Below are 15,147 nucleotides of genomic sequence, written 5' to 3'. Positions count from 1 at the left end.
GCAAAGGAAAGTGCAGAGGAACGCAGAGGATGAGAGAGAATGAGTTGAGTGGGGTGATTATTGGTTGTGCGATGAGGGTGCATACTGCTTTGGGGCCTGGTTTGTTGGAGTTAGCTTATGAAGAGTGCTTGGATTACGAGTTGAAAACAGCCGGACTGAATGTTGGTAAGCAAATTCCATTGCCCCTGGTTTACCAAGATGTGCAATTGGAATGTGTTTATCGATTAGATTTGATTGTCGAAAACCAAGTAATTGTAGAGATTAAATCTGTAGAATCTTTCCACCCGATTCATGCCGTTCAACTCTTAACTTATCTCAAACTCGCAAACTGCAAATTAGGTCTTCTCCTCAACTTTAACGTCCTCCACCTCAAACAAGGTATTAAACGCGTAGCCAACAACCTCTAACTTTCCCCCTGCGTTTCTTTGCGTTTCCCTCTGCGTTCCTACCCTGCGGGAAGGCGAAGCGCCTATGCGTTAAAAAAAATATCCCCCACCTCAGATTCCAAAAGCAGGGGTTTTATTAAATCTACTTAACAGAAACAGCATCAACATCAACGGTGCTTGCAGTAGAGGTAGAAGCTTCAGTGGTATTAGGTGCTTCAGTGCCCACATCACCCTTACGAGCTTTCCAGCCCTCAATTACTAGCCCAGACACCTCTGAAACCAGCAAAGTCAAAAGGAAAACATCATCAATCTGCCCGACAACGGGTATAAAATCTGGAAGAATATCAATTGGGCTGGCCAAATAGACTAGTGTTCCTAAAATTGCCCACCAACGGTATTTAGGGTTACGAAGCAAATCGCCATACCAGGTGTAAAGTGATTGGATTGAAAATTTCATATTTTGAACCTCCAGTTATCTTTAATTTTGGCAAATTATCCTAAAAATTCCTGGTGGGAATAACCGCCCTAGTTAGTCTGGAAGACGCTACTCGTAATCTGTCACCAAATACCTAGTCTGTGATTCTGCATAAGAGTTTAGTACCACAGGATCTGCTCGTTACGATCGCAAAACCGTCACGATTGATCATTGGGGTGTCAAGCCTCCAAAAAATGTCTCTACTTATGCAACAAATAATCAGGGCAATCGCACCCATATCACTACTATTTATGATTGGGACAACTTTAAGGAAACTTAGTATACCGAAGCCGTAAAAGCGGGTAAACCTATCTGGTTGCGGATTTTCACCTGGAATTATCCCAATCATCCATACATTGTTGCTTCAGCAGATCGTCCCATTTATGATGTGCAGAATCGATTCCTGGAGATGGTTGCGGCTGATATCCATTAATCACCGAAAAACATGGTGGTAAACTGGAATGTTTTTCTACTTTTGGTGAAGGAAGTGAGTTGATCATTCAATTGCCTTACCCAGCAGCAAGTTTGTGCAGCAGTCTAAGTCAAATACGCCATGCTTACACTGTCTTTTTAGGTTTTCGAGAAATTTATATTTTGGAAGTCCCTCATTTTGCATTAATCTCTAAAATTAAAATGCTTTAGCACATTTGCTCTAGTCATAAAGGGAGGAAATTTAAACAGTGGATATTTTAGATTTGTTTTATAAGGGTGGGCCAGCGATGTGGCCTTTGTTAGTTCTGTCGATTCTGTCTTTGAGTGTGATTTTCGAGCGTTTGTGGTTCTGGTTGCGAATTTTGACTCAGGAAAAGCAAATAGTCGATCGCATCCTGGATGCTGCCCAGGATAATTGGCAAGTAGCTGCGGACATTGCAAGACTTGCAAGCCATCAGCCTGTTGGACGTTTTCTCTACGCCCCCTTACGTTTTCCAAAAACTGATGCCGAAACCTTTCGACTAGCACTGGAGGCTACAGCAGAAGACGAATTGGCTGGAATGCGGCGAGGTGAAAAACTTTTAGAAGCCGTAATTGCCTTAGCGCCACTGCTGGGATTGTTGGGCACGGTTTTGGGTTTAATCCGTGCTTTACGAGCAATTCGGATTGGCGATTTGGGAACTGAATCTACAGCTGGGGTGACTACTGGTATTGGTGAATCCCTGATTGCTACTGCAACGGGGTTAATAGTTGCCATCATTAGTTTGATATTTTACCGCTTATTTCAAAGTTTTGTAGTCAACCAAGTCAAAGTTTTTCGGAAGGCAGGGAATGAGATGGAATTGCTCTACCGCCAGTCTCCGCCTGATTTTAGTAATAGTACATCAGCAATTGTGCCGGAAAATTTCACTCCACCCCGCAAGCCAGGAAAGACTAAGGTTTCTGAACCTCCTGAACCGCCGAATGCATCTAATTAGTCAAGAATTCAACCCCAAAACCAGGCATTTAAATTGAGAAAATGAAAGTTAATCTACATACTCCAATTGAAGAAGTCCAAATTCAAATCATCCCTTTAATTGATGTCGTTTTTTGTATTCTGACGTTTTTTCTATTAGCGGCTTTACAATTTACACGGCAACAGGCAATAAATGTTGATTTGCCCAAAGCCAGCGCCAGTTCAGTATCTGGAATAACATCACAGAGTGGAAGTCTGATTGTAACTATCGATGCTGTTGGCAATACTTACATAGAAAAACAGCTTGTCAAACGGGAAGATTTGGGAGCAAGGTTAAAACAGTATCTCCAAGCAAACCCTAGTGCTGTTGTGGTGCTGAATGCTTCGCGGACAGCAACTTACAATGATGTAATTGAGACATTGGATTTGCTGCGGCAAGTAGGGGGCGATCGCGTTTCTTTGGGAATTATTCCTGGCCCATCTCAATCACCCACAAACTTACTCAACCAGCCTAATATCCCCTCTTTCCCAATCAATCCTGGTGCTGCACCAGTTCCAGGCATCAATCCCCAAGGGAATCTTAACCCTAAATTTCCCTTAGCACCTAATTCCGTTCCCTTTCCTGGCGTAAGTCAACCTCCAACTGGACAAGGCATCAATCCTATCAATCCTGGTATTTCCAACCCACCAGCATCTCAAGCGCCTGTAGCACCTAAAAAAACCCAACCTCCTCTTAAAAGATGAGATAGGGCAAGGGGGAGCATACAACTCTTCTCTACGAGAGGCTGCGCCAAGGAGAGGCTGGCGCTTAGGGCGTAGCTATGCCGCAGGCTTTACAACTGCGCTCAGTAACCAGGGGAGCAGGGGAGAGTTAGAATTTCTCTCATCTTTCCACTCCCCTTCAAGCTCTTTCTTAAACCTAAAGATATCTAAAATAAAATTCGGTTAGAGAAAAATTTCCTGCTAATTTATAGATAATTGGTTGAGCTTTAAAGATTTTTACACCGATAAACTAAAGTAATTTATCACCAATTGCCATTCACGTTTCAGGGATTGTGGCATGAATATTATGACGCTTTTAATTGTTTGGGTAGTAACAGCTATCAGTCTGTTGATAATTAGCAAATTGCCTTTGGGAGTCGAAATTGACACTCCAGGTAAAGCCTTCCTTTCTGCCGCAGTGCTTGGTATCGTAACAGCAATAGTCAGACCGATTTTAAGTATCGTTTTTGCAGTCCCAAATTTACTCACATTGGACTTGTTATCCAGCATTTTCACATTTATGATTGCCGTAGTTTGTTTTAGTATTGCTGCTTTGTTAGTAGAAGGCTTTCGCTTGCGTTACGGGATTTGGAGTGCTGTTATTGGGGCATTTATGCTAACTATAATTAACAGCTTAATCTACAAATTATTGGGCGTTTAAAGTTAAGAGTTAGGAGTTCTTAGTAACTCCTAACTCTTACTAACTTTTAACTCCTAACTATTCGTTAGAACTTGGGGGAGCAACGGGGGTAGTTGATTGTTGTTTACGTTGCTCGCGTTTTTTGCGATCGGCTGAGAGCATATCTGCCATCACCACCAGTGCTTGCGCCATCTTGTCTAGATTAGAACGGTATAGCTCCAAATCTTTGTTGAGTTTCTCATCGGAAAGGTGCAAGCCAGCAGCGATCGCTTTCAGCGCCTCCGTGAGTTGCTTTTCATCTTTGACCAATTCCGGATCAGACTGTTCCAATAACGAAAATACACCAATTGCGAACAAACGGTTGTATTTAAAGTTAGGGTTATTAGCGATCGCTTGCAGTTGCGCTTGCAAGTCAGCATCTCGATCTAAGAAAGTAGTTTGGCCCAACCACGCGATTAAATCTTTAACTGGCAAACCTTTAGCTACAGCTTGCAATCTTGCGGCATCCCGTTGATAGTGTTGCGGATCTTGCTCTATAGCCCGACATAGGGCGTTAAAAATTGATTCTTGATCCCGTTCTGGTAGATAGCCTTGCATGAAGCGGTCAAAGGTAGTGACGACGCCCAAGGCATAAATTGGATTGTAGCTAAAATCGATATTTACTGACAGCAGATGCATTTCCACCATCAATTCTTCAACTACCCGACGATAAATAGTGTTGATCGGACGGGTGTGAAGATTGTAAAAAGTTCGTTTTGTATCAGAGACAGTACGGACGTTATTCACAAAGAAAATGTTAAGGGCGACGTATTCTTATTTTCTCGCTTAAAGGCTACTTTGCCAAGTTTAGCTTTTAGCTGGTGACGGTTTCATTTACAATATAGATAAATCAAAAGTATTTTCTCAGCTGGTAGCCACAGGGGATAAGACCCTTTCCGCTAAAAAACTAGCTAAAAATTATCATCTTTAATGATTCATTTTTCACATTTATGAATTTCTCGCCACAGTTAATTGCTTTAGGTGAGTACCTAGCTGGTGAATTTGATAATCGGGAACAAGCCATAGGAGAACCAGTTTGGTATGTCCACCTGCGCCTGTGGCAAAGACCAGTTAATTTGTTCACAGAAGATAGTATCACCCTATTTGCCGAACAGGCTAACGTTATTAACCTAGATAAACCTTACCGCCAGCGAATTATCCGGTTACGTCAGAGGAGCAACTCTGACACATCTCTGGAAGTGCAATACTATATGCCTCAAGATCCAGGTGCCTTAATCGGCGCAGGTCATAACCCGGCTTTACTAAACACACTGACACCCGAACAATTAGATTTTCTACCAGGTTGTATCCTAACAGTAACTCAGGAAACACTAGCCCGCGATCGCTATAAGTTTACCACTACCCCACTACCAGAGACTCGTTGCAGCTTCAGTTATCTTGGCAATAACGTGAATGTTTCCTTGGGATTTGAAGCCACAGCAGCAGAATTTCACAGCTACGACAAAGGAATTGATCCAGCAACTGGAAAGGCAACTTGGGGAGCGATTATGGGCCCTTATCGCTACACCAAGCGAAATCAGTATTCAATAAGTTAAAGTTATGATTCATAAGTCATGAAGTTTAAATTAACTCCTAACTCCTGTACAGACGCGATTAATCGCGTCTCCTAACTCTTTTTTAGCTAGCGATGCTACGAGGTACACCTTCTAAAGCTTCCTCTTCTGTTTCAAAGATTTCAAAGACAGTATCCATCATCGTCACTTCAAACACAAGTTTAGCTTCTGGATGTACATTGCAGATGCGGAAACTGCCCTTGATTTTATCAGCATCACGCATTCCAGCTACCAAAGACGTAAGACCAGAACTATCAATAAAATTTACCTGAGCCAGATTTACAACTACATGGCGACTGAGTTTGGAAATACACTCCTGTAACTTCAGGCGAAATTGCCAAGCAGTGGTGATATCTAGGCGACCTGCTGGCGTCAGGACAATAATGGTGTTTCCGTCTTGGGTTGTATAACTTTTTTGGTCTATCTGAATCACTAAAGCCCTCCCCGTGGCATTCCTCTTAAGATTAACTACTTACAGAATTTTCTAATGCTGTCACTAGAGATTAACAAGCTATAGCTAAAATTGTCACCTTTTTCTGCTAAGTGCTTACTTTTGGTAGTTTAACTCACCAAAACAGTGCTGAGTAGCAATTTCAAATGAGGGAGTGGGGAGTGGAGGAGATGAGGAGGATATGGGAGATAGGGAAGAACTCCTAACTCCTAACTCCTAACTCAACTATTGTTTCGGTGTCCAGTTGCTCCAATCTTGAGGCTTAAGGAAGGTTTCATACAACTCGGCTTCGGGGGAATTGGGTTCTGGCTGATAGCCGTATTCCCAGCGTACTAAGGGTGGTAGGGACATGAGAATTGATTCGGTGCGTCCGTTGGTTTGCAGACCAAAAATAGTGCCTCGGTCATAAACCAAGTTAAATTCTACATACCGTCCCCGGCGGTAAAGTTGAAAATTCCGTTGGCGATCGCCATATTCTATCCCATGTCGCCGTTCTACAATTGGTACGTAGGCTGGTAAAAATGCTCTGCCACAGTCTTGCACAAAGGCAAACAAATCTTCCCAATTGCGGGTTGCTGGTGTTCCTACCTGATTGCTATAAATAGCCGCTTCCCCATTCGGATTTGGCCCGCGATATAAAGCACCCTGACCATCTTGGTAATCAAAAAACAGACCACCTACGCCCCGTGTCTCATCACGATGCTTCAGGTAGAAATATTCATCACACCACCGCTTAAACACCGGGTAATAGTCTGGGTGGTTTTGGTCACAAGCCTGTTTTAATGTTTTGTGTAAATGTGCCGCATCTTCACCAAAGGGGTAATAAGGTGTCAAGTCAATACCACCACCAAACCACCATACTGGCCCCGCTTCAAAGTAGCGATAATTTAGATGAACTGTAGGCACGTAAGGATTGCGAGGATGTAATACCATTGAAGTGCCCGTGGCATAAAAGCCATGCCCTGCTGCTTCCGGGCGTTGGGTTAAAATTGAGGGTGGCAAATGGGAACCCTGAACTTCAGAAAAATTTACACCTGCTTGTTCAAATATTGCACCATCTCGCAGCACGCGCGATCGCCCTCCACCTCCTTCTGGGCGTTCCCAACTATCTTCGAGAAACTCGCCCACACGATCTAGTTTTGTTAACGCTTGCGTGATTTCGTCTTGCAGCTGTTTCATAAACTGACTGACCCTAGTCTGAGCGTCAGTTGCTGGCAAAGACTTCGATGATTCTGCTGCTACAGTTGGTATTTGCGAGTTGGTCAACATAGATTCCCGAACCTAAATTATAATTTCCAGAAAACCACAAATTTCTTATCTTCAAATTTGGGGGAAACACGCGCCAACAATCAAGCTGTATTTACCTAACCCGCTTTTTTATTACTGGTTAAGCATTTATCCGATTGATGGGCACCATTAGAGTTATTTTCCCTCAAATGCGTATAGGCTTATATATTGACTGAGTTTTATTTTGTTAATTTTAACTATTTCGCGCCCTCGTCCCCCACGCTCATTTGGTGCTCCAAATAAGTGGCGGGATATAAAGCGGTTATAAACGTAGCAAGATCCCGCAGGGTAACGCCCTTGTCACAAACTGAGCGTAGTTGCCCACCATATCAGAGTTACCAGAAAGTGTCTAGGAAGGAGGAGGATTAAAAAAATGCAAGGTTGGTTATCCAAATTCATCCACCGCAAACGTCGTCGGTTTTGCGCTTCTCTGGTGCGGACGTATCGAGAGATTAGTTCGGCTTCTGTAGATGAACTATGGCAAAAAGTGGCTGACTTAACAGATGTTTCTTGGCATCCACTACTTAAGAGTACTAACGTGCCCTACGGATTAGTACCCAAACCAGGATTAATTTTTCATGCTGTAACACGCTTTTGGCCGATTCCCATCCGAATTTTTGTGGAGCGCGTCAATCATAGAGAGATGCTGAGTATCCGAGTGCTGGCGATTCCTGGGATAGAAGAACGGGTGACTTATCAAGTAGAGTCAACGGTTTGTGGTACTTGTCTGTCTTATTCCGTAACCCTACGGGGTTGGTTATCGCCCCTGATTTGGTCTTTATCCCGTCCTTATGCAGACCGCGTAGCACGGTCTTTAGTAGAGGCAGTAGAAAAGACGGCATTATCAACGGTATCTGGTAAGAAAAAATCCCTTAATGACAGTTGCTTTGATTTTTAGGTGATGGGGACTGGAGACTTTTAAGAGGCAGAGGGGCAGTTCTTGTAAGTGAAAGGGGAAAATACTCCCCTCTGCTCCCCTGCTTCTTTTCCCATGCCCAATAACTAATCCCTAAAGAAAGTTAAGATTCTATTAGGTGATAATGCAATTTGCTAAGTTTTGTTACGGCAGTAACAGTGAAAACACTAAGCTGACCTTACTTAAAAAAGCATCCAGTTAATAACTAAGATGTTCGCCACGAGTGTATTTTTTCATTTTCAATTTTGAATTTTGAATTTTTATGTACGATGTCCTCGACTCCCGCTCTGTGTTAGAAGTGTTGCGACCAGTAGAAGACCCAGAACTCCGCAAAAGTCTGGTAGAACTGAATATGATTCGCAACGTGAAAATTGACGATGGTAAGGTTAGCTTCACTTTGGTGTTGACCACTCCTGCCTGTCCTTTACGTGAATTTATCGTTGAAGACTGTCAGAAAGCTGTCAAAAAGCTCCCAGGCGTTACAGATGTAAGCATAGAAGTGACGGCAGAAACACCGCAACAAAAAAGTTTACCTGACCGCACTGGCATTTCTGGGGTGAAAAATATCATTGCTGTTTCCAGTGGCAAAGGTGGTGTTGGTAAAAGTACGGTGGCGGTGAATGTAGCAGTAGCTCTAGCCCAAACTGGGGCGAAAGTCGGCTTGCTAGATGCTGATATTTACGGCCCCAATGACCCTACCATGCTGGGTCTGGCTGATGCCCAAATTACTGTCCGCTCAACCGAAACAGGTGACATCCTAGAACCTGCTTTTAATCACGGCGTCAAATTAGTTTCAATGGGCTTTTTGATTGACCGAGATCAACCAGTAATTTGGCGTGGGCCTATGCTCAATGGTGTAATTCGCCAGTTTCTCTATCAAGTGCAATGGGGAGAACTAGACTATTTGATTGTAGATATGCCACCCGGAACCGGAGATGCTCAGTTAACTTTAACCCAAGCAGTGCCGATGGCAGGGGCGGTAATTGTCACCACGCCGCAAACTGTAGCCTTGTTGGATTCTCGCAAGGGATTGCGGATGTTCCAGCAGATGAATGTCCCGGTATTGGGGATCGTGGAAAATATGAGCTATTTTATCCCCCCCGATCAGCCGGATAAGCAGTATGACATCTTCGGTTCCGGTGGTGGCTCCAAAACAGCCGCCGAATTGGGAGTGCCACTGTTGGGGTGCGTGCCGCTAGAGATTTCCACACGAGTTGGCGGTGATAGCGGTGTGCCGATAGTCGTTGGTGAACCAGATTCAGCTTCAGCAAAAGCATTAACAGCGATCGCTCTTACTATTGCTGGTAAAGTATCAGTTGCTGCTTTGACATAATTAATTTTAATTTCTATCTACTTCTTGGGCTATAGCTTGGGAATACTAGGGATTGGGTATGGGGACTGGCGCATGGGGACAAGGAAGATAAGTAGAGAAGTCTGAGATAAGACTTCCTTAAATCAGAACTTTAGAGGGACAACGAGAATAAGCAATACCCAATACTTCGATGCCGCCCAACTCTTGGAGAGGCTGCGCCCTAAGCGTAGCTATGCCGCAGGCTTTACGGCTCCTTTCGGCAACTCTTGGAGACGCTCTTGCGTTCGCTCAAGGCAAGCCGCTCAGGACAAGCTCAGTACAAGTACCCAATGACGCCACTTGCTTCTCCTAAGGGAGACGCTGCGCGAACAACCGGGGGAACCCCGGCAACGCAGTGGCTCCCCAATGCCCAACACTTAAAAAAGTCTAAACTGGCACAATGTTATTAAAACGATCGCTTCCCAAAATTCGTTGGAAGTCTTGGGTTAAGCCCTGGCAGGATGTAGATTGGCTACTATTTTGTTTACCAATTGCTGTCAGTATCTTTGGTGGCATCATGATCCTCAGCACGGAACTGAAGCAGCCAGTAACTGACTGGTGGTGGCACTGGCTGGTAGCGGGTATCGGTGTGCTTATAGCTCTATTTTTATCTCGCACGCGTTACGAACTCTTGATGCAGTGGCACTGGGTAACATACGCACTAACGAACTTTAGCTTAACCGCCGTGATGATCGCTGGCACTAGCGCCAAAGGGGCGCAGCGGTGGATTAGTATCGCTGGTTTTAACGTGCAACCCTCAGAATTTGCCAAAGTCGGCATGATCATCACCTTAGCAGCTTTGTTACACAGGCGCACTGCTTCTAGCCTGGAAAGTGTTTTCCGGGTTCTGGCAATCACCGCTATACCTTGGGGATTAGTATTTTTACAGCCAGATTTAGCAACATCAATGGTATTTGGTGCGATCGTTTTAGGAATGCTTTACTGGGCAAATGCTAACCCTGGCTGGTTAGTTCTGATGATTTCTCCGGTGGTTGCCGCCATTTTGCTGAGTATATCTTGGCCATTAGCAGAGCCGATAGTTTTATTCAAAGAACTATCTTTTGGCCCATTAGGGCTAGTTTGGTCAGTTGCGATGGCTATTGTAGGCTGGCAAACTCTTCCCTGGCGTCGATTTGGTTTCGGTGCTATCAGTGCATGGAGTCTCAATATACTGGGTGGCGAATTAGGAGTCTTCGCCTGGAACCATATTTTGAAACTGTATCAAAAAGAGCGACTAACTGTATTCATGGACCCCGATCATGATCCACTAGGTGCTGGGTATCACTTAATCCAATCTCGTATTGCTATTGGTGCTGGTGAAATTTGGGGATGGGGTCTGTTCAAGGGGCCAATGACACAACTGAATTTTGTACCTGAACAGCATACAGACTTTATTTTCTCCGCAGTAGGGGAAGAATTCGGTTTTGTTGGTTGCTTGGTAGTGCTGTTTGTCTTCTGCTTAATTTGCTTCCGTCTACTGCATATTGCCCAAACCGCCAAAGATAACTTTGGTTCCTTGTTGGCTATTGGCGTTTTGTCCATGATTGTATTTCAGGTGATTGTTAATGTTGGCATGACTGTAGGTTTAGCGCCTGTGGCAGGAATTCCCCTACCTTGGATGAGTTATGGGCGTTCTGCTATGCTGACTAACTTCATTTCCTTGGGAATAGTAGAATCGGTAGCAAATTTTCGCCAAAGACAGAAGTATTATTCATGAGTCAGCCCCTTCTCTACGGGACGCTCTTGCGTTCGGGGAAGTCAAAAGTCACTCATTCAAACATTTTGAACCCCATAAATAAATTTAGTTGCTCTGAGTCAACTGACGTAGTATTTCTTGTACTACGTATCTCAAAATACATTTTTTTTATTTTCCATAAGTAAATTTAGGGGCTTGTACCTTTTTGTTTCTGGTCAAGGGTCAAAAACTCCTAAACTGTGGACTTTAGGACTTACCGCACAAGAGATCCTTAAAAAGGGGGCTTTTGGTTCCCCCTCCTTTTTAAGGCTACCGTGTACACACAAGTCGGAAAACCTCATCCACATTGGCTTGAATCTCGTAGGGTGCATTATGGACATTAGTCCTAACGCACCGAAAATCTGGGATAGTGCCTTACCCTACGGCATAACACTAATTAGCGATCGCTTTCCTTGGATAAACCGAAAATCTGGGATGGTGCGTTAGCCATTAGCCACATTTTTATAACAGTTAAAATATTGCACTGATCCACATCCCGCCCAGAATTTAAGTTCAGCGGCTCAGAACTACTGTCCATTTAAGTGGACTAAAATTTTCCCTAACACACAGAGTTTAACCATCTACATGACTTAAAACCTTGTATTTAGTCTTTTTGAAAGGACTTAACCTATAAGCAAGAGGAATTTATTTATTCCAAGACGGGTTGGCAACGAAGCCAGAGATTAAAAAGAGATGGGTAACGACAAGCATTTAGGCTGGGGACTGTCAAAAGTATTAAGCTATATAACAGGAAACAAGCGAGGCTAAAAACATGATTCTGCCTGGAGCAACTGTTCGCGTCAACAATCGTGCAGATACCTATTACCGCTACGAAGGACTCGTGCAACGGGTGAGTGATGGCAAAGTAGCCGTATTATTTGAAGGTGGGAACTGGGATAAATTAGTTACCTTCCGCCTGAGCGAATTGTCACTCGTAGAGACCACAGCCGGACGTAAAAAAGCCAAATAAGATTAGTTAGGAGTGAGATTAGTTAGGAGTTAGGAGTTATGATTCCTCAACTCATCACTCATAACTTCTAACTCAGCACTCAGCACTGGCTCAACCATAGCTATCCACTAACAGCACTGGCTCAACAACAGCTATCCGCAACAGCACTCCCATGCGCCTTCCCCTACCACAGTTTGCTACTGGCGATCGCCATCCCAACCACATTGCGGAGGTGATTGAGACTAATAGTACCGAATTTTTGGCCCAGTGTTTGGAACCGGAAGATTTGAGCTTTCCCTCCATGCCACCTTTTGGTAGTTGGGTCTGTTCTGTAGATGAAGAATCTGGCAATCAAGTTTATGCTGTGGTGTATTATGCCACAACCATGCCTATAGATTCCGTACACCGGGCTAGAGCTTTGGGATTGTCATTGCAAGACTTACGCGAGGAACAACCCCAAATATTTGCCATGCTCAGAACTGAATTCCGGGCTGCGATCGTGGGATTTGAGCAGTCTTCCCAAAATCGAGGTTATAACCAAAGAATATATCAGTATCTACCACCCCGTCCCCCGCAAATTCATCAAGCTGTTTATCGGTGCGAACCAGAAGCAATCATTAAATTTACTGAAGAACTAGATTTTTTGCGGACACTGCTTTCTATAAACAGTGCGCCAGTAGAGTCTTTGAGCGCAGCTGCCATTCGAGATGTATACCAGTTACGCAAAGCTGACCGAGAATGGTTAATTAAAGCTGGACGTAGCCTGAGCGTGCTACTAAAAGACGACTATGATCGCTTGCGGTTCATTTTGAGTCAAATCCATCCGTAGATAGTTAGTTCTTAAATAATTGCCTAGTTAGTGTAAGTTAATATTTTTGATTTTTCGTCAGGTGGCTTCTACATTTATATCGCTCAGGCGATCAGCCCCAAGGTAATCGCAGTTTTACCATAGCCCCTTCAATTCCTACCTATGGAACTCATATCACAAGTTCTTGTTCTGGAACCAACTTCCCAAGTTCTTGGCAAGGAACCAATTGTTCCCTTTGCTATTTTGCTGGTGGTCATCTTAGTTATACCCATCATGTTTGAGCGGCTAAGATTACCAGGATTAGTGGGTTTGGTTTTCTCAGGGCTAGTACTTGGGCCCTCAGGCTGGAATCTATTTCAGTCTGACTCGCCGCTGATTAACCTGCTATCAGACATTGGGTTAATTTACTTGCTGTTTGTCACAGGGTTAGAAGTTGATCTAGAACAGTTCCGCCGCCGAAAAAGTCGTGCCTTTGGGTTTGCTAGCTTGACTTTCAGTGTACCCGTAGTGATGGGAACCTTAGTAGGGCTAATTTTAGGCTCTGGCTGGAATACTTCAATCTTAATTGGCTCTTTATTCGCTTCCTATACCCTTTTGGCATATCCCATAATCAGCCGTTTGGGAGTGGTAAACAATGAAGCTGTTACTGTCACCATTGGAGCTAAGATTTTTACAGATATTGGTGCAATGCTGATATTGGCTGTTTGTGTAGGCATCACTCATGCTGGAGCATTCAGCTTTGCTAAACTACTCACCTTGTCGGGTTGGTTAACTATTTACTCTGTTGCCGTTGTCACAGGCTTTGATTGGGCAGGCAAAGAATTTTTCAAACGGTCTGGAGACGACGAAGGAAACAAGTTTTTGTTTGTGTTGCTTTCTGTGTTTCTGGCGGCTGTGGGCGCTCAATTGATTGGAGTAGAAAAAATTGTTGGTGCTTTTTTAGCGGGTTTGGCGGTGAATGAAGCTGTGGGTGAAGGCCCAGTCAAAGAAAAGGTGGTATTTATTGGCAGTGTGCTATTTATTCCCATTTTCTTTGTTGACCTTGGCTTACTGATCAATCTACCTGCCTCTGTGAACAACCTGAACACGCTCAAGTTAACGCTGTTGATGATAGTCGGTTTGATTGTCAGTAAATTAATTGCAGCTTTGTTCGCAAAACTGGTTTACCGCTATAAGTGGCAAGAAATGCTAACTATCTGGTCGCTATCACTTCCCCAGGTTGCTACAACATTAGCAGCAACGTTAGTGGGATACCGAGCTGAGTTGCTGCCATTAGAAGTATTACACAGTGTCATTGTCTTAATGCTTGTCACATCAACCTTGGGGCCGTTGATAACTAGTAGAATAGCTGTTGGTTTGAATTCCTCGCCAGCCGAAGATCCAGCACCACCCCTACCTGACCAAAACGCACCAGAAACAGACAGTGCCTTTACTATAGTCGTACCTGTTTATAATCCTCAGACCGAGCAGTATTTGATTGAAATGGCGGCATTATTAGCGCGTCAGTCTCAGGGCAAAATTGTACCACTAGCGATCGCTGCTGCTGCTGCTCAGATGGATGCACCGCAGTTAGAAGCCTCTCTACAACGGAGTGAGCGGTTATTGACCAAAGCCACGGCCCAAAGTCGAGTATTGGGTGTAGCTGCAGAACCACTGCTGCGAATTGATGATGCCTTTGCTCAGGGAATTAGCAGAGCTGCTCGTGAACAAAATGCTAATTTAATTGTTATGGGTTGGGGTAAACGGACTGGATTGCGAGCGCGTTTATTTGGGAATGTGATTGATGGTGTGCTTTGGGCATCCCATTGTCCAGTAGCGGTGACACGTCTAGTAGAATCACCGAAAAAAATTCAGCGCATCTTAGTACCAGTAGAAAACTTAACAGCACCTACATTACAGCCTGTGCAATTTGCCCAGATGCTGGCAGAGGCAAATCAGAGCCACATTACTGTGCTGAATGTGTGCGATCGCCGCACTAGTTCCAGTAAAATTGCTTGGAGGCGATCGCATCTCTCCCTATTGGTATCTAAATTAGCTTTGACCAATACCCCAGAAATTCAAATTATCGCTCATGAAAATGTTGCCCAAGCAATTTTGCAGGCAGCACGATTATATGATTTAGTCGTTTTACCTTTTATACGTAATCGTACCAGCCCTGGAGGGTTAGCTATTAGCGATGTCACAACCCAGTTAGCCAGACAACTCACCTGCTCCATTATCATGCTTGGAGAACCGCAAAGCACTCAAACCACAAATATAGTTATGTCTAACCCGGTTACCAGCATTACATCTGCTGTATGATACGAGCCAGAGTTCACTCTATCAATTTTGGATAATAGAATAATGGAATTTGGATTCACCCCAGCAAGATTGGGTGTGGGGCAAGC

At 44.1% G+C, this 15,147-nt stretch carries 16 protein-coding genes; 11 read left to right on the top strand and 5 right to left on the bottom strand.

What is annotated here, in order from left to right; all coding sequences use genetic code 11:
* Window positions 1-29 precede the first annotated feature (29 nt).
* Window positions 30-407: a GxxExxY protein gene (locus Q0541_RS01890; RefSeq protein WP_298904754.1), complete on the top strand. Its 378-nt coding sequence runs from the start codon at window positions 30-32 to the stop codon at window positions 405-407.
* A 121-nt stretch (window positions 408-528) separates the two neighbouring features.
* Here the strand turns inward: Q0541_RS01890 and Q0541_RS01885 are convergent, their stop codons facing one another.
* Entirely contained in the window at window positions 529-843 is a 315-nt protein-coding gene (locus tag Q0541_RS01885; RefSeq protein ID WP_298904751.1) for a YkvA family protein, read from the bottom strand.
* 344 nt (window positions 844-1,187) lie between these two features.
* Complete coding sequence (locus Q0541_RS01880) at window positions 1,188-1,361, bottom strand: hypothetical protein (RefSeq protein WP_298904748.1); 174 nt, start codon at window positions 1,359-1,361, stop codon at window positions 1,188-1,190.
* 180 nt (window positions 1,362-1,541) lie between these two features.
* On the opposite strand from Q0541_RS01880, the gene Q0541_RS01875 reads away from it, so the two are divergent.
* The 3 genes from Q0541_RS01875 to Q0541_RS01865 all read left to right on the top strand — a co-directional run bounded on the left by Q0541_RS01875 (window position 1,542) and on the right by Q0541_RS01865 (window position 3,671).
* Window positions 1,542-2,270 carry a MotA/TolQ/ExbB proton channel family protein gene (locus tag Q0541_RS01875; RefSeq protein WP_273766788.1) on the top strand — a complete coding sequence of 243 codons (729 nt, stop codon included), beginning with the start codon at window positions 1,542-1,544 and terminating at the stop codon, window positions 2,268-2,270.
* Window positions 2,271-2,311: 41 nt separating this feature from the next.
* Entirely contained in the window at window positions 2,312-2,992 is a 681-nt protein-coding gene (locus Q0541_RS01870; RefSeq protein WP_298904738.1) for a biopolymer transporter ExbD, read from the top strand.
* Between the two features lie 316 nt (window positions 2,993-3,308).
* Window positions 3,309-3,671: a phage holin family protein gene (locus Q0541_RS01865; protein WP_273766785.1), complete on the top strand. Its 363-nt coding sequence runs from the start codon at window positions 3,309-3,311 to the stop codon at window positions 3,669-3,671.
* Window positions 3,672-3,728: 57 nt separating this feature from the next.
* Here the strand turns inward: Q0541_RS01865 and psb29 are convergent, their stop codons facing one another.
* Complete coding sequence (gene psb29, locus Q0541_RS01860) at window positions 3,729-4,436, bottom strand: photosystem II biogenesis protein Psp29 (RefSeq protein ID WP_298904732.1); 708 nt, start codon at window positions 4,434-4,436, stop codon at window positions 3,729-3,731.
* 203 nt (window positions 4,437-4,639) lie between these two features.
* Here psb29 and Q0541_RS01855 point away from each other — a divergent pair, with 203 nt between their 5' ends.
* On the top strand, window positions 4,640-5,245 hold the full coding sequence (locus Q0541_RS01855; protein WP_298904729.1) for a chromophore lyase CpcT/CpeT: 606 nt from the start codon (window positions 4,640-4,642) through the stop codon (window positions 5,243-5,245).
* Window positions 5,246-5,327: 82 nt separating this feature from the next.
* On the opposite strand, the gene Q0541_RS01850 is transcribed toward Q0541_RS01855, so the two are convergent.
* Both Q0541_RS01850 and hemF read right to left on the bottom strand, forming a co-directional pair.
* Window positions 5,328-5,696 carry an STAS domain-containing protein gene (locus tag Q0541_RS01850; protein WP_298904726.1) on the bottom strand — a complete coding sequence of 123 codons (369 nt, stop codon included), beginning with the start codon at window positions 5,694-5,696 and terminating at the stop codon, window positions 5,328-5,330.
* Between the two features lie 243 nt (window positions 5,697-5,939).
* Window positions 5,940-6,983, bottom strand: coding sequence for an oxygen-dependent coproporphyrinogen oxidase (gene hemF, locus Q0541_RS01845; RefSeq protein ID WP_298904721.1), 1,044 nt, complete (start codon window positions 6,981-6,983; stop codon window positions 5,940-5,942).
* 391 nt (window positions 6,984-7,374) lie between these two features.
* On the opposite strand from hemF, the gene Q0541_RS01840 reads away from it, so the two are divergent.
* From Q0541_RS01840 to Q0541_RS01815, 6 genes are all read left to right on the top strand, one after another.
* On the top strand, window positions 7,375-7,899 hold the full coding sequence (locus tag Q0541_RS01840) for an SRPBCC family protein (RefSeq protein ID WP_273766779.1): 525 nt from the start codon (window positions 7,375-7,377) through the stop codon (window positions 7,897-7,899).
* Between the two features lie 280 nt (window positions 7,900-8,179).
* The gene (locus tag Q0541_RS01835) at window positions 8,180-9,250 is read left to right on the top strand and encodes an Mrp/NBP35 family ATP-binding protein (protein WP_273766777.1); all 1,071 of its coding nucleotides are present in this window, start codon (window positions 8,180-8,182) and stop codon (window positions 9,248-9,250) included.
* Window positions 9,251-9,668: 418 nt separating this feature from the next.
* Window positions 9,669-10,985 carry a rod shape-determining protein RodA gene (rodA, locus tag Q0541_RS01830; RefSeq protein WP_298904716.1) on the top strand — a complete coding sequence of 439 codons (1,317 nt, stop codon included), beginning with the start codon at window positions 9,669-9,671 and terminating at the stop codon, window positions 10,983-10,985.
* A gap of 790 nt (window positions 10,986-11,775) precedes the next feature.
* Window positions 11,776-11,973 carry an NAD(P)H dehydrogenase subunit NdhS gene (locus tag Q0541_RS01825; RefSeq protein WP_273766774.1) on the top strand — a complete coding sequence of 66 codons (198 nt, stop codon included), beginning with the start codon at window positions 11,776-11,778 and terminating at the stop codon, window positions 11,971-11,973.
* Between the two features lie 151 nt (window positions 11,974-12,124).
* The gene (locus tag Q0541_RS01820; RefSeq protein WP_298904709.1) at window positions 12,125-12,781 is read left to right on the top strand and encodes an HAS-barrel domain-containing protein; all 657 of its coding nucleotides are present in this window, start codon (window positions 12,125-12,127) and stop codon (window positions 12,779-12,781) included.
* A gap of 141 nt (window positions 12,782-12,922) precedes the next feature.
* Window positions 12,923-15,061 (top strand): cation:proton antiporter, encoded by a 2,139-nt coding sequence (locus tag Q0541_RS01815; RefSeq protein WP_298904706.1) that lies wholly within the window; start codon window positions 12,923-12,925, stop codon window positions 15,059-15,061.
* Window positions 15,062-15,147 lie beyond the last annotated feature (86 nt).

This window comes from uncultured Nostoc sp. (assembly GCF_937863485.1).
Lineage (GTDB): Bacteria > Cyanobacteriota > Cyanobacteriia > Cyanobacteriales > Nostocaceae > Nostoc.
Note: the sequence above shows the minus strand (reverse complement) of the source record. Positions and strands in the feature narration are given on the sequence as shown.